Source organism: Sorangium sp. So ce117, from assembly GCF_051524395.1.
GTDB classification, from domain to species: domain Bacteria; phylum Myxococcota_A; class Polyangia; order Polyangiales; family Polyangiaceae; genus Sorangium; species Sorangium cellulosum_B.
Genome location: NZ_CP150309.1, coordinates 9,791,308 through 9,813,339, shown reverse-complemented (window position 1 = coordinate 9,813,339; position 22,032 = coordinate 9,791,308). Strand labels below are relative to the sequence as shown.

General features: G+C 70.5%; 19 protein-coding genes. 11 read left to right on the top strand and 8 right to left on the bottom strand.

Features of this window, described 5'->3' with window-relative positions:
* Positions 1 to 105: 105 nt before the first annotated feature.
* The 3 genes from pth to WMF46_RS36795 form a co-directional block, all read right to left on the bottom strand.
* Positions 106 to 777 (bottom strand): aminoacyl-tRNA hydrolase, encoded by a 672-nt coding sequence (pth, locus tag WMF46_RS36805; RefSeq protein WP_437981487.1) that lies wholly within the window; start codon positions 775 to 777, stop codon positions 106 to 108.
* 124 nt (positions 778 to 901) lie between these two features.
* Positions 902 to 1,597 carry a 50S ribosomal protein L25/general stress protein Ctc gene (locus WMF46_RS36800; RefSeq protein WP_437981486.1) on the bottom strand — a complete coding sequence of 232 codons (696 nt, stop codon included), beginning with the start codon at positions 1,595 to 1,597 and terminating at the stop codon, positions 902 to 904.
* Between the two features lie 214 nt (positions 1,598 to 1,811).
* Positions 1,812 to 2,774 carry a ribose-phosphate pyrophosphokinase gene (locus tag WMF46_RS36795; RefSeq protein ID WP_437764627.1) on the bottom strand — a complete coding sequence of 321 codons (963 nt, stop codon included), beginning with the start codon at positions 2,772 to 2,774 and terminating at the stop codon, positions 1,812 to 1,814.
* 167 nt (positions 2,775 to 2,941) lie between these two features.
* Here WMF46_RS36795 and ribF point away from each other — a divergent pair, with 167 nt between their 5' ends.
* The 3 genes from ribF (at position 2,942) to WMF46_RS36780 (ending at position 7,183) form a co-directional block, all read left to right on the top strand.
* On the top strand, positions 2,942 to 3,943 hold the full coding sequence (gene ribF / locus WMF46_RS36790; RefSeq protein WP_437981485.1) for a riboflavin biosynthesis protein RibF: 1,002 nt from the start codon (positions 2,942 to 2,944) through the stop codon (positions 3,941 to 3,943).
* 49 nt (positions 3,944 to 3,992) lie between these two features.
* Positions 3,993 to 6,095, top strand: a complete 2,103-nt coding sequence (locus WMF46_RS36785) for a hypothetical protein (protein ID WP_437981484.1) — start codon at positions 3,993 to 3,995, stop codon at positions 6,093 to 6,095.
* Positions 6,096 to 6,205: 110 nt separating this feature from the next.
* Positions 6,206 to 7,183 (top strand): hypothetical protein, encoded by a 978-nt coding sequence (locus WMF46_RS36780; RefSeq protein ID WP_437981483.1) that lies wholly within the window; start codon positions 6,206 to 6,208, stop codon positions 7,181 to 7,183.
* A gap of 44 nt (positions 7,184 to 7,227) precedes the next feature.
* Here the strand turns inward: WMF46_RS36780 and WMF46_RS36775 are convergent, their stop codons facing one another.
* The 3 genes from WMF46_RS36775 to WMF46_RS36765 form a co-directional block, all read right to left on the bottom strand.
* Complete coding sequence (locus WMF46_RS36775; protein WP_437981482.1) at positions 7,228 to 8,157, bottom strand: hypothetical protein; 930 nt, start codon at positions 8,155 to 8,157, stop codon at positions 7,228 to 7,230.
* 116 nt (positions 8,158 to 8,273) lie between these two features.
* The gene (locus WMF46_RS36770; protein ID WP_437981481.1) at positions 8,274 to 9,689 is read right to left on the bottom strand and encodes a protein-disulfide reductase DsbD family protein; all 1,416 of its coding nucleotides are present in this window, start codon (positions 9,687 to 9,689) and stop codon (positions 8,274 to 8,276) included.
* A 64-nt stretch (positions 9,690 to 9,753) separates the two neighbouring features.
* Positions 9,754 to 10,452: a tetratricopeptide repeat protein gene (locus tag WMF46_RS36765; protein ID WP_437544713.1), complete on the bottom strand. Its 699-nt coding sequence runs from the start codon at positions 10,450 to 10,452 to the stop codon at positions 9,754 to 9,756.
* 407 nt (positions 10,453 to 10,859) lie between these two features.
* Here WMF46_RS36765 and WMF46_RS36760 point away from each other — a divergent pair, with 407 nt between their 5' ends.
* From WMF46_RS36760 to WMF46_RS36740, 5 genes are all read left to right on the top strand, one after another.
* On the top strand, positions 10,860 to 11,396 hold the full coding sequence (locus WMF46_RS36760) for a hypothetical protein (protein WP_437981480.1): 537 nt from the start codon (positions 10,860 to 10,862) through the stop codon (positions 11,394 to 11,396).
* Complete coding sequence (locus WMF46_RS36755; RefSeq protein WP_437981479.1) at positions 11,393 to 11,728, top strand: hypothetical protein; 336 nt, start codon at positions 11,393 to 11,395, stop codon at positions 11,726 to 11,728. Before WMF46_RS36760 ends, WMF46_RS36755 begins: the two co-directional genes overlap by 4 nt.
* 223 nt (positions 11,729 to 11,951) lie before the next feature.
* Entirely contained in the window at positions 11,952 to 13,058 is a 1,107-nt protein-coding gene (locus WMF46_RS36750; protein ID WP_437981478.1) for a hypothetical protein, read from the top strand.
* A gap of 109 nt (positions 13,059 to 13,167) precedes the next feature.
* On the top strand, positions 13,168 to 14,826 hold the full coding sequence (locus WMF46_RS36745; RefSeq protein ID WP_437981477.1) for a DUF2254 family protein: 1,659 nt from the start codon (positions 13,168 to 13,170) through the stop codon (positions 14,824 to 14,826).
* A 195-nt stretch (positions 14,827 to 15,021) separates the two neighbouring features.
* The gene (locus tag WMF46_RS36740; protein WP_437981476.1) at positions 15,022 to 16,653 is read left to right on the top strand and encodes a serine/threonine protein kinase; all 1,632 of its coding nucleotides are present in this window, start codon (positions 15,022 to 15,024) and stop codon (positions 16,651 to 16,653) included.
* Here the strand turns inward: WMF46_RS36740 and WMF46_RS36735 are convergent.
* Positions 16,550 to 16,885 carry a helicase HerA domain-containing protein gene (locus WMF46_RS36735; RefSeq protein ID WP_437987978.1) on the bottom strand — a complete coding sequence of 112 codons (336 nt, stop codon included), beginning with the start codon at positions 16,883 to 16,885 and terminating at the stop codon, positions 16,550 to 16,552. The genes WMF46_RS36740 and WMF46_RS36735 overlap by 104 nt on opposite strands.
* A gap of 49 nt (positions 16,886 to 16,934) precedes the next feature.
* On the bottom strand, positions 16,935 to 17,786 hold the full coding sequence (locus tag WMF46_RS36730) for an FxLYD domain-containing protein (RefSeq protein ID WP_437981475.1): 852 nt from the start codon (positions 17,784 to 17,786) through the stop codon (positions 16,935 to 16,937).
* A gap of 468 nt (positions 17,787 to 18,254) precedes the next feature.
* Here WMF46_RS36730 and WMF46_RS36725 point away from each other — a divergent pair, with 468 nt between their 5' ends.
* The 3 genes from WMF46_RS36725 (at position 18,255) to WMF46_RS36715 (ending at position 22,032) form a co-directional block, all read left to right on the top strand.
* Positions 18,255 to 18,605: a hypothetical protein gene (locus WMF46_RS36725; RefSeq protein ID WP_437981474.1), complete on the top strand. Its 351-nt coding sequence runs from the start codon at positions 18,255 to 18,257 to the stop codon at positions 18,603 to 18,605.
* Between the two features lie 99 nt (positions 18,606 to 18,704).
* Complete coding sequence (locus tag WMF46_RS36720) at positions 18,705 to 20,378, top strand: DUF1592 domain-containing protein (protein ID WP_437981473.1); 1,674 nt, start codon at positions 18,705 to 18,707, stop codon at positions 20,376 to 20,378.
* Positions 20,379 to 20,397: 19 nt separating this feature from the next.
* Complete coding sequence (locus WMF46_RS36715) at positions 20,398 to 22,032, top strand: DUF1552 domain-containing protein (RefSeq protein ID WP_437981472.1); 1,635 nt, start codon at positions 20,398 to 20,400, stop codon at positions 22,030 to 22,032.

Genomic DNA, 22,032 nt, shown 5'->3' with positions numbered 1-22,032 from the left:
GTCTTCCCTCTCGGCCAATGGCCCCGGGGCGGCGCCCCGGAGCGAGGAAAGGAACAGCCTGTCGAGCGACGCACCGGCGAGCTCGGCAGGCTGTCCCGTAGAGGATCAGGGCTTCTGCGTCGGGGGGAGGGGACCCTTCCCTTCCTTCGCGGCGGGGGCTGGATCCGTCGACCCATCCCCCTCGTCCTTCTGCCTCTTGCCCGGCTTGGGCCGGGTGTTTCGGACATTCATCGCGGCCTCGAAGCCGCGGGCGGCGACTTCTAGCACACTTTGGACAGCTTGCTTCAAGCAGTCGGGCAGGCTCGCGCGCTCGACGGCGTCGAACCCCGACAGGACGTAATCCGCGACCTCGCCCCGGAAACCCGCCGGCGGCCGTCCTACCCCCAGGCGGACGCGCCCGAAGTTGCCCGTCCCGCCGTGCGAGATGATCGAGCGAAGCCCGTTGTGCCCCGCGTGCCCGCCGCCGACCTTGAGGCGAACGGTGCCGAACGGCAGGTCGAGCTCGTCGTGGAGCACGATCAGCTCGGAGGGCGCGACCTTGAAGAAGGCCATCGCCGGCTGCACGCTGCGCCCCGACTCGTTCATGTAGGTCATCGGCTTGAGCAGGATCGCCTGCTGTCCGGCGATCTCTGCCCGCGCGTGGACGCCCGAGAACTTCTCGCGGAACGGATCGGCCCGGACCTCGTCGGCCAGCGCGTCGATGGCCATGAAGCCGACGTTGTGCCGGTGAGCAGCGTATTCCTTGCCGGGGTTCCCCAGGCCGACCACGAGCAGCATGACGAGCTGGTTCTGCTGAGTCCCTGGAATCGGGTAGGCGAGGCAGGTAGGGCAGGCGAGGAGCGGGGCAGGGCGGGCCGCGCGCGCCTCGCGGTGCGGAGGCGCGAGGCGGCCCGCTCCCGGACTACTTCTTGTCCTTCTTGTCGCCGCCCGCGGGGGCCGCCGCGCCCTTCGCGGGAGCGGCCGCGCCAGCGGCAGGCGCAGCGGCCGCGCCAGCGGCAGGCGCGCCAGCGGCGGGCTTCGCCTCTTCCTCGGCGCCAGCCTTCTCGGGCGCGTTGACGACGGCGATCGTCTGGTCGTCCGCGAGGAGCGCCTTCACGCCCTCCGGCAGCTTCAGCCCGCTGGCCTTGTACGAGTCGCCCAGGTCGAGCTCGGTCACGTCGATCTCGACGAACGACGGGATCTTCTCCGGCAGGCAGCGCACGGGGATCGTGCGGAAGATCTGCTGGAGCACGCCGCCGGTGACCACGCCCTTCGGCTTGCCCACGCAGCGGAAGGGGATGTGCACGTCGACGGGCTGGTCGAGCTTCACCTGGATGAAGTCGGCGTGGACGAGCTCCCTCGAGATGGGGTGGTAGTCGTAGTCGCGCACCATGACGGTGAGCGTCTGGCCGTTCTCGATGGCCAGCTCGACCACGGAGTTCTTGCCGTGATCGGAGCCGAGCACCTGAAGGAGCGCCTTCGGCGAGATGGCGACCGACTGCGGCGCGAGCTCGCGCCCGTAGGCGATGGCGGGAATCTGTCCGGCGCGGCGCAGGCGGCTCGACGCGCTCTTGCCGCTATCCTCGCGCCTCGTGGCGTTGAGCTTGATGATGTCCATGACGACGGCTCCAGAAGTGATCCGGGGGTCCGCGGTGCGCGGTTCCACCCCGGCGTAGGGTGCGGCGCTATAGCAGAACGGAGAAGAGGAAGTCGAGCCTTCGTCGACGGAGGGCGCGTTTTGTGTCTTTTGTGAGTTCTTTGGTGTGTCCTGGCGAGGGGGCGCGGGCGACCTGCGTCGCCGGTGCGTCCCGCCGCCGAACGCGCGCGGCCGGTCAGACGAAGAGCGAGCTCACCGAGTCCGAGTGATGGATGCGGCGGATCGCCTCGGCGAGCAGCCGCGCCACCGAGACGACCTTGAATTTACCGGAGGCCCTCGCCTCGTCCGAGAGCGGGATCGAGTTCGTCACAACGACCTCGGTGAGGGGCGAGTCCTTGATGCGCTCGACCGCCGGCCCGGACAGGACCGGGTGCGTGGCGCAGGCGGCGACGCTCCTGGCGCCCTGCTTCATCAGGGCGTTGGCCGCGTTCACCAGGGTGCCGGCGGTGTCGATGAGGTCGTCGAGGATGAGGCAGTTCTTGCCGGCCACCTCGCCGATGATGTTCATGACCTCGCTCTCGTTCGCCCGCTCGCGGCGCTTGTCGATGATTGCGAGCGTGCCCTGGAGGCGCTTCGAGTAGGCGCGGGCCCGCTCCACGCCGCCCGCGTCCGGGGAGACGATGACCACGTCCTTGCCGTAGTGCTCGCGGAGGTGGTGCTCCAGCAGCGCCGGCATCGCGAACAGGTGGTCGAACGGGATGTTGAAGAACCCCTGGATCTGCCCGGCGTGCAGGTCGAGCGCGACGATCCGGTTCACCCCGGCGGCGACGATGAGGTCGGCGACGAGCTTCGAGGTGATCGGCGTCCGCGGCGCGACCTTCCGGTCCTGCCTGGCATAGCCGTAGTAGGGGATGACCGCGGTGATGGAGCCGGCCGAGGCGCGGCGGAGCGCGTCGACCATGATCAGGAGCTCCATCACGCTGTCGTTGACCGGCGAGCAGGTGGGCTGCACGACGTAGGTGTCGACGCCTCGGACGTTCTCCTGGATGACGCAGAACGTCTCGCCGTCCGAGAAGCGCGACACGCGCGACTTCCCCATCGGTTGCTCCAGGACCTGACAGATTTCCTGGGTAAGCGGGAAATTGGCGTTGCCGGAGAAGATACTGACTCTCTTGAACACGGCGCGCCTCCAGCCCATTTCGGGGAGCGCGGCTCTATCAGTCGGACATGGGCACGTCAAGCGACTCTGTACAGCGATCGCTTGGCTGTACGTGCGTATCGTGACGGGCGGCGCTGCGCTCACCTGCGTTCTCGCCTGCGTCCACCCGCATTTCGTTCGGCGCTGCTTCGGGTTAGGTAGCGGCCGTGGAGTATTTCGCTGCCGCCGCTTCCGGGCAGGGCGGGCGCGCCGCGGCCGGGCCGCGGGGCAGCCTGGTGATCATCGGCAATTTCGACGGCGTTCATCTGGGGCACCAGGCGCTGCTCGCCGACGCGGCGCTGGACGCGGAGCGGCGGGGGCTCGAGCCGGTGGCGCTCACGTTCGCGCCGCACCCCGCGAGCGTCCTCGGCCGGACCCCGCCGGCGACGCTGACGGCGCTGCCGCGCAAGATCGAGCTCATCCAGCGCGTGCAGCCGGCGATCCGGGTCGACGCGGTGACGTTCGACCGCGCGTTCGCGGCCCAGACGCCGGAGGAGTTCGTGCGGCGCGTGCTGCTCGATCGGCTCGCGGCGCGCGTCGTCCTGGTCGGCGCGAACTTCCGGTTCGGCCGCGGGCGCGCCGGCGACTTCACGACGCTCGGGCGCCTCGGCGAGGATCTCGGCTTCGAGACGCGATCGCACCCGCTCGTCGGCGACGCCGAGGGGGCGTGGTCGAGCACCCGCGTCCGAGCGGCCCTCGCGCGCGGGGATCTCGAGTCGGCCGAGCGGATGCTGTCGCGCCCGCACATGCTGTCCGGCGTCGTCGCGCAGGGGGCGAAGCGGGGCAGGACGATCGGCTTCCCCACCTGCAACATCGACGAGATCGACGAGGCGCTCCCGCCGTTCGGCGTGTACGCGACGCTCGTCGATCGGGTGACCTCGTCGGGCAGCGCGATCGCGCTCGCGCGCGGCGTGGCCAACCTCGGCGTCCGCCCGACGGTCGAGGCGTCGAGGCAGGCGCGCCCGAACCTCGAGGTGCACCTCTTCGACGTCGACGAGGATCTCTACGGCGCGGCGCTGCGCGTGCACCTGATCGCCCGGCTGCGCGAGGAGCGGCGGTTCTCCGGGCTGCCGGAGCTCAAGGCGCAGATCGCCAGAGACGCCGAGGCGGCGCGCGCGCGGCTCGCGTCGCTCAGCGCGGATCCGGCGGCGGAGGGGGCGTTTCGCTGAGCGGTCCGGCGAGGGTGAGCGAGCGTCGGATGTGGTAGCGTCGGCGGCGATGGAGCGCCGGGAGCTCGACGGGCTGACGCGGGAGGAGCTGATAGCGCGCGCCGAGGGGCTCGGGGTGCCCCGACCGCGCCTGCTCACGAAGGCCGAGCTCATCGACGAGATCGTGGCGCGCACCGCGCAGAGCGAGCCGGAGCGGGCCCGCCTCCGCGGCTTCCTCGGGCGGGCGCGCGATCTGCTCTCGCGCGTGGTCGAGCGGGGCCTGCACATGCCGGAGACCGCGCGCGCGCTGCGCGGCGAGGCGCCGCCGGAGCAGTGGCCGCCGCCCCCGCCCCCGCCGCGGTCCACCACGACGCTCGCCGAGATCTATGCGTCCCAGGGGCACACGGATCGCGCCATCGCGATGCTCGACGAGATCCTCGCGCGAGCGCCGGAGGACGAGGACGCGCGGCGGCTCCGGGAGAGGCTGATCGAGAACGCGCCACGCGGGCAGGGGGCAGGCGTGGAAGCGCGGGGCGAGGACGCGGAGGACGCGGACGCGGAGGACGCGGACGTGGAGGATGCGGGCGCGGACGCGGAGGATGCGGGCGCGGACGCGGAGGATGCGGGCGCGGACGCGGAGGATGCGGGCGCGGACGCGGAGGATGCGGAGAGCGCCGCCGCGGAGGCTTCCCCTGCTCCGCTCGCGCGAGACGATGGCGCGACCGAGCCACGCGGGGCCGCCATCGCGAGCGAGCATCAGGGGGAGCCCGGGCCTGTCGCCGGAGCGCCTGGCGGCTTTCCGGTGCAGCCTCCGCGAGATCCTTCGCCCGCAGGTGCCGGAGCGACGGCGTCGCCCGTCGCCGCTGGGGTGGTGCTGGGTCTTGCGGCGGCCTTGCGCGACGAGCGGGCGGAGCTCCCGGCGCGGTATGACGTCGACGAGATCGTCGGCATCGCGGTCGATCACGAGACGATCTACCTCTACTGGGAAGTGCGTCCCAGGACGCTCGCGCGAGCGCGGGCGCGTCGCCCGGAAGGGCAGCTCGCGATCCGCGTCGTCGCGGTGCTCCCGAGCTGGGAGCGGCCCGTGGTCGAGCAGCGGGATCTCGCCATCGACGCGCTCTTCGGGGACATGTTCGTGCGCGACATCCCGTCTGGCGCGAACCTCCGTATGTGCACGGGCTGGCTCGCCGGCGAGGTGTTCGAGCCTTTCGCGGTCGGCCTCGAGGTCGCTGTGCCACGCGCGTTGCCGGCTTCGCCGAGATCGTCCGCGGAGGAGCCACCGGCTTCTGCGCCAGCGCTGACGAGCGAGACCTGGGAGGAGCCTCCAGCCTCTGCGCCAGCGCTGTCGGGCGAGACCTCGGAGGAGCCTCCGGCCTTTGCGCCGGAACTGACGAGCGAGATCCCGCCGGGCAGCCCCACTGCGGCGATGAACGTCGCCGAGCGGCACCTCGAGGGCGGCGCCGGCGATGCGACATCGGCGCTGATCGCCGCGGGGACGGCGTCACTGTCGATCCCCGATGCCAGGGGAGAGCACGGCGAGCCTGTCGTCGTGGTCGGCGTGAGCGGAGGCTCGGTGACCACGGCGCTTCCGGCGTCGAGCGCGCCGGTCGCCAGCGGTGACGCAGAGGTCGAGGCGGCTGCGGCGGCGGTCGTCACGAGCAGCGACGTGGCGCCTGCTGCGCCGGCCGCGATCAGCGACGTGGCCGCCGAGGCCGTCCGAGCGGCCGCACCTCACGGCCTCGAGGCGGTCGCGGCGAGCCGCGGCGCGACGCTCGTCGCGGAGCCGACGCTCGCGTTGCCCGACCAGGCGCCGGCGCGCTTCTCCTCGGGAACGGCGCCGACGCCGGAGGCGATCGCGCAGGCGGTCGCGGCGAGCCGCGGCGCGGCGAACGAGGGGCCAGCCCGCTTCCCGTCAGGAACGGCGCCGACGCCGGAGGCGATCGCGCAGGCGGTCGCGGCGACCCGCGGCGGTTCGAGCGAGCTGCTCCGAGGCGGAGGTAGGAGCGCGGGACCTCACGCCAGCGAGGCGCTCCGGCGCACGAGCGCGGAGCGGGGCCTCTCACCAGGCGGCGGGCCGCGCCTTGGCGCCGATCGGGTCCGATCCCTGGGCGGTGGAGCGGAGCTCTGGCGGAGCTTCGCCACCCGGGCGCGCCCGCCTTCCCGGGGCCGCTGAGCGACCTGGTCGACCCGGCGCACGCAACTCGCGCGTCGACCCGGCGCACGCAACTCGCGCGTCGACCCGGCGCACGCAACTCGCGACGCGCGGCGGTCGACCCACCTCGCGTGCACCCGAACCACCGATCCATCGCAAGCTCCGCTCTCTTCCTCCTCGGCGCGCTCGCCTGCGCCCTGTTCACCCGGCAGGCGCGCGCCGAGCTCCCCCTCGACGACGAGCCCACGGCGCTCGACCCGCGCGTGGACCGCCTCGACACAGCGCCCCACGAGCTCTGGGCTGCGTCCCCGGGCAGCGCTCAGCCGCTCTGGCTCGCGGTGGAGCTCGGGATCGCTCGGCTCGAAGGGGGCGAGCGCTCCCTCACCGGCATGCTGCTCGCGAGCATCCCTCTCGAGCGGCTATCTGCCCGCCCTGGCGCGCCGTCTCCATCGTCCGCCGTCGCCGAACCTGCGGCGCCTCGGCTGAAGCCTGCCCCGGCGACCCCGAGCCCGCCGCGCGCGGCGCCGGAGATCGAGCTCCCGGAGCCACCTCCGCCCGCGCAGCCAGCCGAGGCCGAGCCTCCGCTCCCGCTGCCCGTCCGGGTCACGCCGGCGATGGCCCGCGCGATCGTCGAGGCGGCGCTGCGGCGATCGCGCCTCCTCGATCCCGAGGCGCGCATCGACGCGATCGCGTCGCGCGCGCGGACGTCGTCGCTCTTCCCGGAGCTCCGGCTCCGCGTCTCTCGGCTCGTCGATGAAGCGGAGAGCCTGGCCCCCACGGAGTACGATCCGGCGCGAAGGACGGCGTCCGGCGGCACGAGCCTGTGGCTCGAGGCGCGCGCGACGTGGCGGCTCGACCGGATCGTCTTCGCCGACGAGGAGATCGCGCTGGAGCGCCTCCGCCGCGAGCGCGCCGAGCTGCAAACGAAGCTCACGGCGCGCGTCCTCGAGCTGCTCTTCGCGTGGCAGCGCGCCGTCGCGCTCGCGGCCGATCCGGGCCAGAGCCCCGAGGAGCACCGCGCCGCGACGCTCGCCGCGCTCGAAGCGGAGGCGTCCCTCGACCTGCTCACCGGCGGCTGGATGACGCGGTGGCGCGCTGCGCGCGAGTGAGCCCGCGCGCCTCCGCCTGCGCAGGGCGCCCGCGCCCTGCAGGGTTACAGGATGGTCTGCGAGAGCGTCACCGCGCGCCTGCCGGTGCCGGCGTCTCCGTCGGGATCGGTCACCCTCACCTCGACCTCCACGACCTTCCCGAGCAGCTCCTCGATCTTTCGCTCGCCATCCAGCCGGAACCGCAGCCCGGCGAGCGTGCAGAAGCCGCCTTCGTCGGGATCCAGGGTGAAGATGACCTCGAGCGGCTCGATCGCATAGCCGAGCTCGGGCACGATGCCGTTCACCACGGTGAGCGAGCCGGATCGGCGCAGGTTCTTGAGCCGGATGGCGACGAAGATGTGGTAGCCGCCTTGAGGTCCAGCCTCCACCTGGACCTCGTCGAGGTCATCGAGCGGGAAGTAGTCGGCCTGCCCCTCCCCGACGATGACGACCGGCTCGCCCCCGGCGGCCGGCTTGCAGACGTCCGGCTCCGCGCCCGCGTTCCACGAGGTGCTGTAGGGCTCGAGCTGCCGGGGATCCACGTCGGGGGCGCTGCAGCCGCCGGCCACGCAGGTCTGCGGCGCCGGGCAAGTGGCCGCCCCGGGCGCGACGACGCACTCCCGCTCGAGGCGCACCCGGAGCAGCAGCGTGCGGCCGCCGATCACCCGGGTCGACGCGGTGCGGGTGAGCAGCGGCGTCTCGGCGTCCTCCGCTCCGAACGCCTCCAGGGAGATCTCCACGGCCGTGCCATCCTCGAGATCGCTGAAGAAGAACTCCCGCGGGAAGAACAGCTGGCCGTTCTTCTGCGCCAGCGCGTCCTCGTGGACCACGTCTCCGTCGGCCCGCAGGACGACGCGCAGCAGGTCGATGTCGGCGCCCGCGCGGAGCTCGCTCGTCACCCCGATCACCACGGTCCCGGTGGTGGGCCCCGCAGCGCCGCAGCCTACGAAGAGCAGGGCGCAGAGCGCGACGGCGGCGAGCAGGAAGGAGCGCATGTTCGTGGCGGCCTGGCAGCGATGGGCGCGGCGCCCATCGGTCCCTCCTCGCGGCGTTCGGTCCTCCTGAGCCATGCCGGCGGCGTGTGCGGCGCGCTGCTGCCAGGCGCAGCGCGCTACTGGATGCCTTCGAGCGCGGCCAGGAACACGTCCGGGCCGACGAAGTCGTTGAAGCGCTTCCGCTCGGCGCCGGTGGAGTCGTACAGCACCACCGTGGGCAGGCCGACGACCTTGTACTTGCCCTTCACGGCGTCGATCTGCGGATCCTCGTCGTCCGTCGCGTCGACCTTCACCGCGACGAAGTGCGCCGCCTTGGCCATGACGCGGGGATCCGAGAAGGTCTCCTTCGCGAGCTGCTTGCAGGCGCCGCACCACTCCGCGGTGAAGTCCACGAGCAGCGGGCGCCCTTCCGCCTTCGCCTTGGAGACGGCCACCGGCTCCTCGTGCAGCCACGTGAGCTGCGGCGACACGGCCTCGCCGGCCACCGCCGACGGGACGGGCGAGGAGAGCTTCGGCAGATCCAGGCTCGCGACGAGCAGGAAGCTGCTGGCCACCGTGAGCGCGATCCCGATCCCCTTGCGGGCCTTCACGCCGGTGCCGCCGTCGTCCCAGGAGAGGTGCACCGCGCCGAGCGCGAGGCCGACCGCGACGAGGCCCGCCATGACGGCCATGAACTGCGGCGTGGGCTGCGCGAGCGACGACAGCGCCGGGAAGGTCGTCTTCAGGAAATAGAGCGCGACGACCATCATCACGATCCCGAAGAACGACTTCACCCCCAGCATCCACTTGCCGCCCTTCGGCAGCGCGAACGCGAACGCGCCGACGAGCCAGAACGGCAGGCCGAGCCCGAGGGAGAAGGTGGCGCCGACCAGCGCGCCGAGGCCGACGTTCTGCGTCTTCCCGATCCAGAGGATGATGCCCGTGAGGACGGGCCCGGTGCACGGCGCGGCGACGAGGCCGCTCACCAGACCGAGCAGGAAGGCGCCGCCGTAGCCGATGCCCCCGACCTGCGAGAGCCGCTGCATCAGGGTGTCCGGCAGCGTCATCTCGAACGCGCCGAACATGGACAGCGAGAGCGCGATGAACACCGCCGCGATGCCGACGATGACCCACCTGTTCGAGAGCACGCCGCCGAACAGGCTGCCCGTGAGCGCCGCGGCCACGAGCATCGTCGTGAAGAGCACGACGATCCCGAGCACGAAGCTCGTCGAGAGCAGCATCGCCTCGCGCCGGGACTTCGCCTCCCGCGCCCCGAAGATGCTCACCGTGATGGCGATCATCGGGTACACGCAGGGGGTCAGGCACGTGAGCAGCCCGCCCCCGAGCGCGGCGAGCGCGGCGAAGAGCGGGCCGGCCTCCAGACCGCGGGTGAAGAGATCGCGCTCATCGCCGGCCAGCGCGATCGCCGGGGACGCGAGCGCGGAGAGCGCGGCCAGCGCCGGGAGCGCGCGTCCGAGCGCGCCGCGCGCGCCGCGTCGGACACCCGCCGGCGCGGCGCCGGCGCTTGCCTTGAAACGAGTCGAAGCGGTCATCACGAAGGTTCTATAGCAAAGCGATCGGGGTCGTGCGGCGAGCCGCCGTCCGTTCAGGCCGGCATCAGCGTTCCGCGAGGGACGCGAGCGTCCGGCGCGCCGCCTCGATCTCCGCGCCGAGCGCGATCGCGACCGCGGCCCTCCCCGAGGTGCTCCGCTGGACGAAGGCTTCCAGGTATTTCTTGGCCTCGTCCCAGCGCTGGTCGAAGTAGGCCATCTGCCCGAGCACGAACCGGCCGTAACCCTGGCCCGCCGGCACCTCCGAGAGCCGATCGATCAGCGCGCCGAGCCCCTCCACCGGCTGGCCGCTCTCGCACTGCACGACGGCGAGGTGCCCCTGGTAGAGCGGCTTGTCCCGCGTGCCCCAGCGCGCCGCGCGCGTGAGCGCGCCGATCGCCTCGTCGTACCGGCGTGCCAGGTGATACACGCTGCCCAGCGTCCACCAGTGGAACGCCCTCCGGCTCGCCGGCCCCGTGCGCGCCGCCAGCCGGAGGTGCCCGACGGCCCCCTCGATGTCCCCGAGGGCCTGCTTTGCGCGCGCCGCGTCCTGGTGGGCGACGTCGCTCAGCACGTCGAGCGCCAGGATCTGCTCCGCCACCTCGGCTGCCCGCTCAAAGCGGCGTGTCTCGAAATACGCGAGGTAGAGCTGCCGCAGCAGCATGGCCTGCGTCGTCCTGTCGAGCGGCCCCCGGAGCGACAGGCCCCGCCGCGCCCAGAGGGCGCGCGACCGCGGGGTCGCCGCGCCCAGCGCGCGCCGCAACATCTCCTCCGCGGTCAGCGCCGCCGTGGGCGCGCGCCGTCGCGGCGCCTTGCTCGGCCGTTTCTCTCGTGGAGGATTGGGGCCAGCGTCATTCCCGCTGCCCGCAACGGACTGCGCCGTCGCTTTCGTGCGTCGCCGCGTACCCCCGGGGCCCGTACGGACGGATCGAGCGCCGCCCACGCTGTCACCGTGCTCGCTCGCCTTGCGCACAGAAAGCAATCCTAACAGACCTGCACACGCGTTCCAGCAATACGCGACGATTCCATCTTGACTCGGGCCACATGGCTGGCAGGTGGCCGGTCGTGGACGACGGCGGGGTGCCGGCTGGGGTTGCCCGTGCGCCAGTACGGGCTGTCGGCTTCGGCTGGACCTTGTTGCGCCCCATCGAGCGTGGCGCCATCGTCGCGGCCATGCGTCGCCGTCCTGGCTCAACTTTCCTTCAAAGGAGGCGGTATTCCGTCTCCACGGTCTCCGGCAACCTGGGTCGGGTCCTCAACCTGGGTCGGGTCCTCAACCTGGGTCGGGTCCTCAACCTGGGTCGGGTCCTCAACCTGGGTCGGGTCCTCAACCTGGGTCGGGTCCTCAACCTGGGTCGGGTCCTCAACCTGGGTCGGGTCCTCAACCTGGGTCGGGTCCTCAACCTGGGTCGGGTCCTCGGGCTCGCGCCATGCTTGGCCTTGCTCGCCGGCCTGCCGCTCCTGGCCGGGTGCGGGCACCCGGCCAGCCGCGACGAGTGCGAGGCCATCTTCCGGAGGAGCGCCGAGATCGAGCTCCGGGCGCAGAACGTCGTCGACCCGAAGCTCGTCGAGGAGCGCACGGCGGCGGTGCGGGACGCCCGCGGCAAGGAGCTCATCGACAGGTGCGTCGGGCGCCGCATCACCGACGCTGCGATGGTGTGCGTCCGGCAGGCAACGACCCCGGAGCAGGTCGATAAGTGTCTGGAGTGACGCGCCCCGCGACCCGCGCCGACGTCCTGGCAACCCTGGCGATCGTCCTGCTGGTGCTCGGTATCCTTGTGGGGCGCGCCGCGCTCCGCCGCGTTGCTCCACGCCCGTCCGCCGAGGAGTGCGCCACGCTCCTCGATCGGTACGTCGAGCTCGTCCTGCGCGCGGCCAACCCCGAGCCCGCTGCGTCCCAGGTGGCCGAGAGGACCGCGATGGCGCGCGCGGCCGCCGGGGAGCGCGGCTTCGTCCGCTGCGAGGCCGACCTCACGCAGGCGGAGGTGGCGTGCGCCCTCCAGGCGGGAACTGCGGACGACCTGGAGCGCTGTCTGCCCTGACGCGACCCGCGCGCGGTCCGCGGAGGACCAGCCCCGACATGCTCCCCTACCGCGGAGACGGTGAAGGCGCGGCGGAGGAAGGCGGAAGAGCGGCGGAGGAACGTGAAGGGACGCCGGCGCGCTGCGAATCGTTCCGGGCGCGCCGCGCTGTGATAGTCTCGGCCGTGGCGAGCGCTCCCCGCTGGCGCGATCTCCTCACCTCCCCACCCTCGGATTGCCTGTCGTGAAAGCCCCGTCGCCCTTGCTCGGCTTCAACAACAACGTCCGGCACAAGGGGCGGTTGTTCCACATACAGACTGAGGACTCGGGCATTCGCCATCCTCACATCATCACGCACCTCTTCGCCGACGGCGGGCGCATCCTCAAGACCACGAAGACCTCGTACGCGGAGCACGTCGGTCAGGCCTCGCTCGCGGAGACGGTTCGCGGCCTCATGAAGGAGCAGCACAAGGCGATGTTCATCGCCCTGCGCGACGGCCACTTCGACTACCTCTTCGACGACACCGCCGCCCCGCCCGTGTCCGCAGGCGCCGTGTCCGCAGGCCCCGCCCCCGCCCCGTCGCATCCGGAGGCGAGCAAGCCCGCGCGGGCGTCGTCGCCGTCGTCGCCCGAGGTGACGGGCGCGCCGAAGCCGCCCCCGCCGTCCCGGCCCCTCACGCCGCCCGTCATGCCCGAAGCGTCGCCGCGCCCGAAGCCGGCACCCGCGCCGACGCCGGCGCCCAGGCCCGCCGCGCAGCCCGCGAGGCCAGCGGCCGCGCCCCTCGCCACGGCGCCGCGCGCCCCAGCGGCCGAGCCGGCGCCCGCTCCGGCCAGCGGGCGCCCCCGGCTCGAGCTCGATCCCGTCGCGCTCCAGGCTCTCGGCGGCGGGCGCGCGGCCAGCCCGCTCGCCGGCAGGGCCGTACGCCCGGCGTCGCCCGCCGAGATCAAGCACGAACAACCGTCCATCGATCTCGATCTCGACGCGCTGGAGCGCGCCGCAGCCGAGGCACAGACGCCGTTCTTTCAGCAGATCCAGGACCTCCCGCCGCCGCCTGCGTCGGTGATCGGGCGGCGGGCGGAGTCCGCGGCCTCCGGCGCCGGGGTCTACAGCAATGTCCACCCCGAGCAGCCCGTCGCGCCGCCCGCGCCCCAGGTCGCGGTCGAGCATTTCTCGGGCGGCCCTGGCTCCGGCCGCTACGCGGCCTCGCGCCCGGCCAGCATCTTCGCGACGAACCGGCCGGCGGAGGGCGCCTCGATCTTCGGTGAGGACCTGATCAGCGAGAAATCGCTCGACGAGGTGATCCTCAGCTACCTCGCGGAAGATCTCGACAGCCCCCCGGAGAAGAAATAGCCGGGCCGCCGCCTGGCGTGGCGGACGCGTGGAGCAGGTGCGTGGGGGGCAGCGTGGAGCGGGTGGGCAGGCGGATCGGCAAGCAGGTCGACCGAGCGGCGGTCATCTGGTGAGACCCGATCAGATCGCAGACGACGCCGAACGACAGCGTCGCAGGGGCGCGACCGTGGCCCGCATCTGGCTTCGGCCGATGTCGTATCTCCTGGGCGTCAGCGTCGCGACCCTCGCCGTCGTCCACCTGCTCGACGTCGCGCGACACGAGAACGCGCACCTCTCGCTCTGGGAGGTGTTCGCGCGCATGTCGCCGAGCGACGCCGAGCACATCATGGGCGGCATCGGCGAGGTCATCGCCGCCATCCTCGGCATCGTCATCACGGTCGCGTCCATCATCGTGCAGCTCGCCGCGAACCGTTACACGCCGCGGATCACCGAGATGTTCTTCCGCGACCGGACGAACATGCTCGTGATGGGCTTCTTCGTCGTCAGCGCGGTGTTCTCGCTGTGGGTCAACTTCTCGATCCGCGTCGGCGGGGGCGGCTCGACCGAGGACGCCTTCGTCCCCACGTACGGCGTCCTCGTCACGATGGGGCTGCTCACCGCGAGCCTGCTCATGATGGCGCCCTACTTCGGGTACGTGTTCGACTTCGTCGAGCCCGACAACGTGGTCCGGCGGATCAAGACGAGCGGCGTCGAGCAGGCGCTGCGCCCCGCGGGCGGAGAGGACGAAGCCGAGGTCGACGAGCGGCGGGTGACGGCGCTCTCGTCGCTGGAGCAGCTCGCCGACGTGGCGCTCAACGCGATCGACCAGAAGGACAAGGGGATCGCGTCGAAGACGATCGACTCGCTGTCGGAGCTCGTCGTCGCGTACCTGCCCCACAAGTCGACGCTCGATCCGCGCTGGTTCCAGATCCGCGATCGCCTCGCGAAGGACACCGACTTCGTGAGCATGAACGCCGAGGCGCTCGGCAAGCTGTCGACCGCGCGGACCTGGCTTGAGTACAAGGCGCTCCGCCAGTTCTTGATGGTCTATCGCGAGGCGCTCACGGCGATGCCCGACCTCATCACGCGCATCGCCATCGACACGCGCTACATCGGGCAGACCGCCATCGCCGCTGGAGACCGGGCGGCCGTCGCGGTCGTCGTGAAGTTCTTCAACACCTACATGCGCAGGTCGCTCAACGCGAAGGACATCGCCGCGGCCTACAACAACCTGAACCAGTACCGCTACCTCGCGGAGGAGCTGCTCAAGGCGGGGTGGGGGGATCAGGTCCTCGAGATCGCGCGTCATTTCAAGTACTACGCGCAGACGGCGCACGCGATGGGGCTCGCGTTCCTCACCGAGACCGTCGCGTTCGATCTCTGCGTGGTCAACGAGCGCGCGTACGACCTGCACGCACCTGCCCGGGACGAGCTGCTCCAGCTCTTCCTCGAGGTGGACAAGGAGGCGGAGCTCGATCAGCAGGAGCCGTCGCTCCGCGGCGTCCGCAAGGCGCAGGTCAAGCTCGCCACGTACTACCTGCAGAAGGGTGAGGAGGCGCTCGCGCGGAAGATCTACCGCGACATGCGCGACGAGCGGCCCGACAGGCTGCGCTCCATCCGCGCGGAGCTCCTGGCCGTGACGAGCAACGAGTTCTGGGAGATCAACGACCGGGGCGCCGTGTTCGAGTACATCGAGCCCGAGCGGCGCCAGCTCATCCACCGCTTCTTCGAGTGGTTCCCGGCGACGACCATGCGGGAGCCGATCCGCGAGGAGCACACGCAGGAGTGAGCGAGGCGTGAGCGGCGCCCTCTCGGTGAGGCGGGACCCAGTCCACGCAGGCTGGATCTGCGCCGGGCATCGACGCGGTGATTCCTGCGGCGCGCGGGCGGCGGTAGGATCGGGCATGCCTTGCTTGCACCCTCTCCACCCCGAGCAGGAGGGCTAGCCTCGACGGAGTCGAGATCGAGCGCTGCACACAACGAGATGCCCGCCTCCCGCCCGCGTCGCAAGAACGCCGAGTCCGATCCGCCGCCGGAGCTGTTCGCCGGCAAGTACCGGCTCATCCGGATGCTGGGCAAGGGCGGGATGGGGGAGGTGTGGCTCGCCGAGGAGGGGCCTCCCGACCTCCGGCGCCACGTCGCGCTGAAGCGGCTGGTCCCGAGGCCAGGGCTCGGCGAGAGCGCGAGGGAGTCGTTCTTCGCCGAGGCGCTGGTGATCGCGCGGCTCGATCACCCGAACGTCGTCCGGCTCGTCGAGTTCGGGGAGTTCGAGGGCTCGGTGTACCTCGCGCTCGACTACATCGACGGCCCCGCCCTCGATCGCGTGCTCAGGAAGGTGGGCGCGTTCTCGCCGCGCGCCGTGGCCTACATCGGCCGGGAGATGGCGAGGGCGCTCGAGGCGGTGCACGGCCTGTGCGAGGACGAAGGGCAGAGCTACGCGGTCGTCCACCGCGACGTCTCGCCGTCCAACATCCTGATCGGGCGGGACGGCCGCGTCTGCCTGACCGACTTCGGCGTCGCGCGGATACCGGGCCTCGCGGACGAGCAGTCCGAGAGCAGCGTGTTCAAGGGGAAGCTCCCGTACATGCCTCCGGAGCAGGCGCGCGGGGAGCCGTTCGACGGGCGCGCGGACGTGTTCTCCCTGGGGATCACGCTCCTGGAGGCGCTGCTCGGCAGCCGGGTGCGCAAGGCCGAGACGCAGAGGCAGCTGATCATGGGCGTCGCGTCGCTGCCGATCCCTCGCGCGCGCGAGCTCCTGCCCGACCTGGGCGCGCGGCTCTCGGCTGCGCTCGACGCGGCGACCGAGTTCTCCATCGAGAAGCGGACCGTCAGCGCGGGCAAGCTGGCCGGCGATCTGGAGCAAGTGCTCCGCGACATGGGCCACGGCGCCGAGGAAGATGCCCGGAGCGAGCTGAAGGAGCACGTCGAGGCTTGCATCGCGAGGACGGGCTCGCTGAGCGGCGCCGGTTCCCGCGCCTCACCGTCGCTCCCTCCCGAGAGCGCGCCGAGACAGAGCTCGCCGGGCCTCGGGCGAAAGGCGCCGGCGGTCGGGGCCACGTCCGCCGACCGTAGGTCGGTCCGCCCCTCATCGCCCGATGGACGGCACAGCGTTCCTGCGGCGGGCCGCAGCGACGCCCCGCTCCCTCTCGGCGCCGCGACGGGCTCGCTCTCGGTGCAGTACCTCGATTTCGACGGCCCGGACGATGTTCCGCAGCGCCCGCGCCAGCACGCGATGTCGAGCACGCCGGAGGGGGAGCTCCAGCGAGGGCTGCCCACGGCCCAGGCTGCGAACGGCGTTGCTTCCACGGCGAGCAGGCCGCCCGCCGCGGGCAGGCCATCCGGAGCGAGCACGCCGCCCGCCGCCGGCAGGCCGTCTGGAGCGAGCACGCCGCCCGTCGCGCGCAGGCCGTCCGGAGCGAGCGCGCCGCCGGCAGGCAGCGAGCCGATCGCGGTGCCGGCGGTGCACGCCGGCGGGGAGGTGGCGCCCGGTGAGGAGCCCGCGACTACCGGGCTCAGCGCCGAGCAGCTGAGGCGCAAGCGGACGATCTTCTATGCAGGGCTGTTCGTGCTCGGGACGCTGGCGACGATCCGCCTGATCTTCGTTTCCTACTGCTAGCGCAGCTCGGGCGGCGCCCGCGCGGCGCGCCGCCGGGCTCGCCGGCCCAGCCGGAGGGCAGCGGCAGGTCCGCGTGGGCGCCCACGAGGACGAGGACGCGGAACCGCTCGCGCAGCGTGTAGAGCTCCCCCTCGGGATCGATCGCGACGACAGGGATGCCGGCGGCGAGCAGCTCCTCGCAGAGGACCCCGACGCCGAAGCTCTTGCCCCGGCGGCGTACTTTCCTGCACATCATTCGCCTGCCCCGGCCAAATCCGTATCCCACGAACCTGCACCCCGCTTCACGGAGGAACCGAAACCGTCGGATAGGCGACGTGAGCAACGCCGACGTCGTCCACGGTAGTCGTCTCGAAGGTCCAGAACCCGCCGGGCGGAATGTCGGCGGCCGCGCTGCTCGTCGCCATGCCGAGCGGCCGTCCGACTCGATTCACCGGGAAGACCGTTATCTTGGCATCGCTCACTGCCACATCGAGTCGGTTCTCGAGCGTGCCCGTGTAGGCGCTCCCGGCGCCCCCGCCGACGGTCTTCACCTCGCTGACGGTGACGGCATCGACAGGGACCACGTCCACGGTGAAGGCCGGAAACCTGTGCTTCAGATACCCGAGCTCCTCGATCACGAGGTCACCGGGGAGATCCGCTGAGCCGGTCATCGCGATCTCGCCCGGGGCGATGCAGGGGATCATCACGCCAGAGCCGTCGTCCAGCCGATAGAGCCGGCCGCTGAGCAAGCTACCGCCCCAGGTTGTCACGAGCTGATCGGCCTTGTCGATGAAGTAAAACATCAGGCCGGCGTCGCAGGACGGGGTCTCCCCGTCATTTCTGACCGCGGCGTAGAGCTCTGGGCCCGTCGCCCCCTGCACCAGGGTGAAGGCAACCAGCTTGAGCCCAGCCCCGTCCTCGTCCGTGTCGGTGCTGGACAAGCCCTCCGGCACGAAATGCAGGCCCTCGCCGGGGTCCCCGCCCATGCCGCCCCCGCCGGTCTCCGAGCCGCTCGAGCCAGCTCCCGCCTCGCCGCCGCCCCCGCCGGGGCCGCTCCCGCCGTTGCCCGCCCCATCATCGGGGGGGCTCGCCGAGCACGCGAGAGGGAGGGCAAGAGCGACAGCCCCGATGACGATCAAGGACTTCGATTGCATCGTTGTGCAGAGGGCGATGGGCAGGAAAGCTGGCTTCCGGGGGCTCACGCTAGCGTCACACCGTCTCACGGGCAAGCGTCAACCTTCTGACGCTTGGAGAGCGAGTGTCCAAGTCCACACGCCCACGACTCCAGGACGACGACACCGAGTCTTCATCCGCGGTAGCCCCCGCGTTCTCAGCGGCCGCCGGGCGAATCTCCTCGACGGGCGCCTCGGCGCGCCCGGTCGACACCCGCACATCATCCACCCAACGCTCGGTCGAGCGGGGCCCCGCGCCCGCTCTCGCGAAGGCCCCGGAGGAAGGGGACGCCGCGTCCTTCTCAATCAACCAGGTCGACGACGTCGCGAGCGAACCCGGCTTTACGAGCCAGAAATGACCGCCCTGAGCGCATGACCCGATTGGCGTGATGGCCCTCACGTTGGGTGATGCGGTGCGTTGCCCACGAATGACACGAGGCTTGGAATGCCATGGTTGCACATTTGAGAACCTACTGGATTCGTGAGGCCCGCGCGCTCGCGCAGGAAACGCCGGCCTCTCGCGGCCGAGCGAGCTCTCGTCGAGCACTCTATGGCCCTGACCGCGCCGCCGCGCCGCGTCGCAATGACGCGCTTGGCGGCCCCTGCAGTGGCCCCCGCGCGCCGCTGTTCCACAGCGAACTCGGCGTCCGCGCGCCAATCGGGCAGCTTCACGAGATCGAAGAGAGCATCAGGACGCCGCTCGTACGCCGGCGTTTCACTATCACGTCTCCAGAGGAAGCGTTCGGCAAGACGCGCGTGATCTCGCGGATGGCGACCCTCGGGCCGATCCATCACTTTTGATCCGCTCCCATGATCACTCCGGCGCGGACCGGGAATAGTGAGGTCATGCGAACGTTACGGCAACTAACGTACATTGGTACGACAACATTTTTCACCTCATTGACCTTCCTCGCTGGGTGCACCGGCGAGATAGCGCCCGGCGAGGGTGGGATCACCGGCGGCGGGGAGACCTCCGGCAGCGGCAGCGGCAGCGGCAGCACCGGTTCGGGGGGCACGGACGAACCCGACAACGGTCCCCCCGAGAAGTGCATCCCCGGCGTCCCGATCACGAGCCAGATCCCTCGGCTGCTGAACCGGCAGTACGACAACACGGTGCGGGATCTCCTTGGCGTCACCAGCGTCGACAGCAAGCTGCCGTCCGAGCAGCTCGTCGACGACTTCGACGGCCCGATGACCCCCGACGCGTGGCGGCTCTATCAAGAGGTTGCCGAGAAGATCGCCAAGGCGGTGATGGCTGGGTCGAACAAGTCCAAGTTCATCAGCTGCGACCCTGCGGCGGCCGGCTGCTTGGAGCAGACCATCAAGACCTTCGGCCGCAAGGCGTTCCGTCGCCCACTGACCGATCTGGAGGTGGCGCGATTCCAGAAGCTGGGCCAGATTACGCCGGCAGGAACGCCCGCCGAGGTCGCCGAGGCAACGCTGGTCGGCTTCCTCGTGTCGCCCTCGTTCCTCATGCTCCCCGAGCTGGCGACCGACGCGGATGCGTCGGGTCAGGGCATCAAGCTGTCCAGCTACGAGGTGGCGACGAAGCTCTCGTACTTGCTCTGGGGCTCCGCTCCGGATGAGGTGCTGAGCGCGGCCGCCGACAACGGCGAGCTCCAGACCAAGGAGCAGATTCTGGCCCAGGCGCAGCGAATGATCGATGTGCGCGAGAAGACCGGGCCGCTCGTGACAGCGTTCCACCGCAACTGGGCGCAGATGAACAATGGAAACGCCCACTGGTGGAAGATGGATCACGACACCGAGACGTATCCGTTGTACTCCGACGCCGCCAAGCCCAGCTGGCAGGCAGAGCTCGACGCCTTCTTCGAAGACGTCGCGTTCGAGGGCGGTTCGTTCGACGATCTCCTCCTCAGCAATGTCGCCTTCGTCAACAAGGACAACGCGGCGATCTATGGGCTCGATCCTGCGAGCTACGGCACCGAGCTGACCAAGGTGGAGCTGGACGCCAACGCGCGGCCGGGCTTCCTGACGCGCGTCGGGTTCTTGAGCTCCTACGCGGGCTACGACGCCACGAGCCCGATCCTGCGAGGCGCGTTCATCTCGGTTTACCTGCTCGGTGTCAATCCGGGTCCGCCCATCCCCGGCGCCACCATGCAGACCGTTACCGGCGACTTCACAACGCAACGCGCAAGGATCGAAAAGCTGACGGAGCCGGCTAGCTGCAAAGGCTGCCACTCGGTCATCAATCCTCCGGGATTCGTGATGGAAGGTTTCGACGGTATCGGAAAGTTGCAGACGACCGATCCTCTTGGTGGTGCTATCGACGCGAGCGTCACGACGAACACCATCGACTTCGGCGACGGTAACGTGAAGGAGATCTCCTCTCCGCTGGCGCTCATGCAGGAGATCGCTCAGCTTCATAAGGCCAAGCAGCTCTACGCTGAGTCGTGGGTCTCCTATGCCTTTGGGCGGGATCCGAACGGGAAAGATAAGTGCGTCGTCGATCAGATCGACATGAAGCTGTCCGAGGGTGGCTACAGCATCCTCAACCTGCTGGCCGATCTCACTCAAGCGGATTCGTTCCGCGTGCGCGTCCGCGAAACGCCGTGAAAGCTGAGGAATCTTGACCATGAGCAAGCAACTGAACCGCAGAATCTTCCTTCGTGGCATGGGCGGAGCCGCCCTGGCTGCCCCGTTCCTCAGCTCCGTGTGGGAGCGCGACGCAAAGGCCCAGTCCGCTTCGGGTGGTGGGAAAGCGCTCATCGTGATGTTCACCCACTATGGGTGCGTCACGAACAAGTGGTTCCCCACGAAGACCCAGGGTGAGCTCACGGCCGCTGACCTCCAGTCGACGAGCCTCGCGTCCCTCGCTCCCTACGCGAAGAAGCTCCTCATGCCGCGCGGCATCCGCTCGATGAACGAGTGGACCTCCAACATGAAGCGCGGACAGGGGAACGACTCCCACACGCAGATCGTGGGGTCGTTCTTCACCTGCCAGCCGGTCACTCCGAACAGCAACGACCCGTTCAGCTTCAACCAGGCGACGAAGTTCAACGCGAAGCCTGTCGGTCCTTCGCTGGATCACGTCATGGCCCAGCAGCTCAGCCCGCAGGGCACGCCGATGCTCATCGCCACGGCTGGCCAGAATGACAACTCTCAGTCGGCGATCTCCTACTCCGCCGCCGAGACGATCTTCAGGGGCCTCAACGCGTCGCAGGCCTTCAGCAGCCTCACGGGCCTCTTCCAGACGGGGCAGCCGATGAATCCGGACACCTATGCGGCGCTCCGCGGCAAGAGCATCCTCGACCTCGTGAAGGATGATCTGCAGACGCTCGAGCGGTTCGACATGAGCCAGGCCGACAAGCGCAAGCTCGCAGCCTGGAAGGAGCTCCTCAACCAGACAGGGACCGTGGTGGCTTCCGCGCAGTGCAGCGAGGAGCTCGGCGCGATGCTTGGCGCGACCTCCGCGAACGCCTCGAAGGCGTCGTCGGGCGGCCTGGGCGTCGACGTCCTCACGACCAAGGTCTCCGGCGATCTGGATGGAGCGGACATCAGCTCGGCCATCGCGGCGCTCGCGGCGGCCTGCAACGCGAACCCCGTCATTTTCCTGAAGTACCCGGGAAATTACAACTTCAAGGGGCTCGGCATCACGATGGAGTCGCACTCCCTCTCGCACCGCCTCGACAACGCCGGCATGACCGGCAGCTGCCTGCCCAACGCGCTCGAGTGGCTCGTCAAGGTGGACACCTATTACGCGCAGAAGTTCGCGAAGCTCGTCGGAATGCTCGACAGCATCCCCCAGGGGAATGGGCAGACGGTCCTCGACACCAGCGTCGCTATCTGGTTCAACGAGATGTCGGACGGCAACGCGCACAACCTCAACAACGCTCCGATCATCCAGGCCGGCAGCGGCGGCGGTTACTTCAAGACCGGTCAGATCATCAACGTTGACCCCTCGTCGACGCCGACGAACGGCAACAGCGAGTCGCAGTGCGCCAGCGGCAGCGGCCAGGTCAACGGTATCAACCAGGGCACCGGGACCGATTCGAAGGTCGGCAACGCGCCGATCAACAAGTACTTCTGCAACATCATGAACGCCATGGGCGTGAAGGCGGGCGCGGACGGCTTCCCTGCGAAGGGTGGCTCCGCGGAGGTGACCAAGTTCGGCTATTCCGACAAGACGGAGGAGTTCATCGGTGGCAAGGGCGCAGTCGCCGGCGCCTCGATCAAGAATCCGGGCGGGTTCACGGAGCTCAAGGCCTGA

Coding starts and splice junctions, on each gene's coding strand:
- pth (WP_437981487.1), bottom strand. CDS start 777: ATGCTGCTCGTGGTCGGCCTGGGGAACCCCGGCAAGGAATACGCTGCT.
- WMF46_RS36800 (WP_437981486.1), bottom strand. CDS start 1,597: ATGGACATCATCAAGCTCAACGCCACGAGGCGCGAGGATAGCGGCAAG.
- WMF46_RS36795 (WP_437764627.1), bottom strand. CDS start 2,774: ATGGGCTGGAGGCGCGCCGTGTTCAAGAGAGTCAGTATCTTCTCCGGC.
- WMF46_RS36785 (WP_437981484.1), top strand. CDS start 3,993: ATGGAGCGCCGGGAGCTCGACGGGCTGACGCGGGAGGAGCTGATAGCG.
- WMF46_RS36775 (WP_437981482.1), bottom strand. CDS start 8,157: ATGCGCTCCTTCCTGCTCGCCGCCGTCGCGCTCTGCGCCCTGCTCTTC.
- WMF46_RS36770 (WP_437981481.1), bottom strand. CDS start 9,689: ATGACCGCTTCGACTCGTTTCAAGGCAAGCGCCGGCGCCGCGCCGGCG.
- WMF46_RS36765 (WP_437544713.1), bottom strand. CDS start 10,452: ATGTTGCGGCGCGCGCTGGGCGCGGCGACCCCGCGGTCGCGCGCCCTC.
- WMF46_RS36760 (WP_437981480.1), top strand. CDS start 10,860: ATGCGTCGCCGTCCTGGCTCAACTTTCCTTCAAAGGAGGCGGTATTCC.
- WMF46_RS36740 (WP_437981476.1), top strand. CDS start 15,022: ATGCCCGCCTCCCGCCCGCGTCGCAAGAACGCCGAGTCCGATCCGCCG.
- WMF46_RS36735 (WP_437987978.1), bottom strand. CDS start 16,885: ATGTGCAGGAAAGTACGCCGCCGGGGCAAGAGCTTCGGCGTCGGGGTC.
- WMF46_RS36730 (WP_437981475.1), bottom strand. CDS start 17,786: ATGCAATCGAAGTCCTTGATCGTCATCGGGGCTGTCGCTCTTGCCCTC.
- WMF46_RS36725 (WP_437981474.1), top strand. CDS start 18,255: ATGGTTGCACATTTGAGAACCTACTGGATTCGTGAGGCCCGCGCGCTC.
- WMF46_RS36715 (WP_437981472.1), top strand. CDS start 20,398: ATGAGCAAGCAACTGAACCGCAGAATCTTCCTTCGTGGCATGGGCGGA.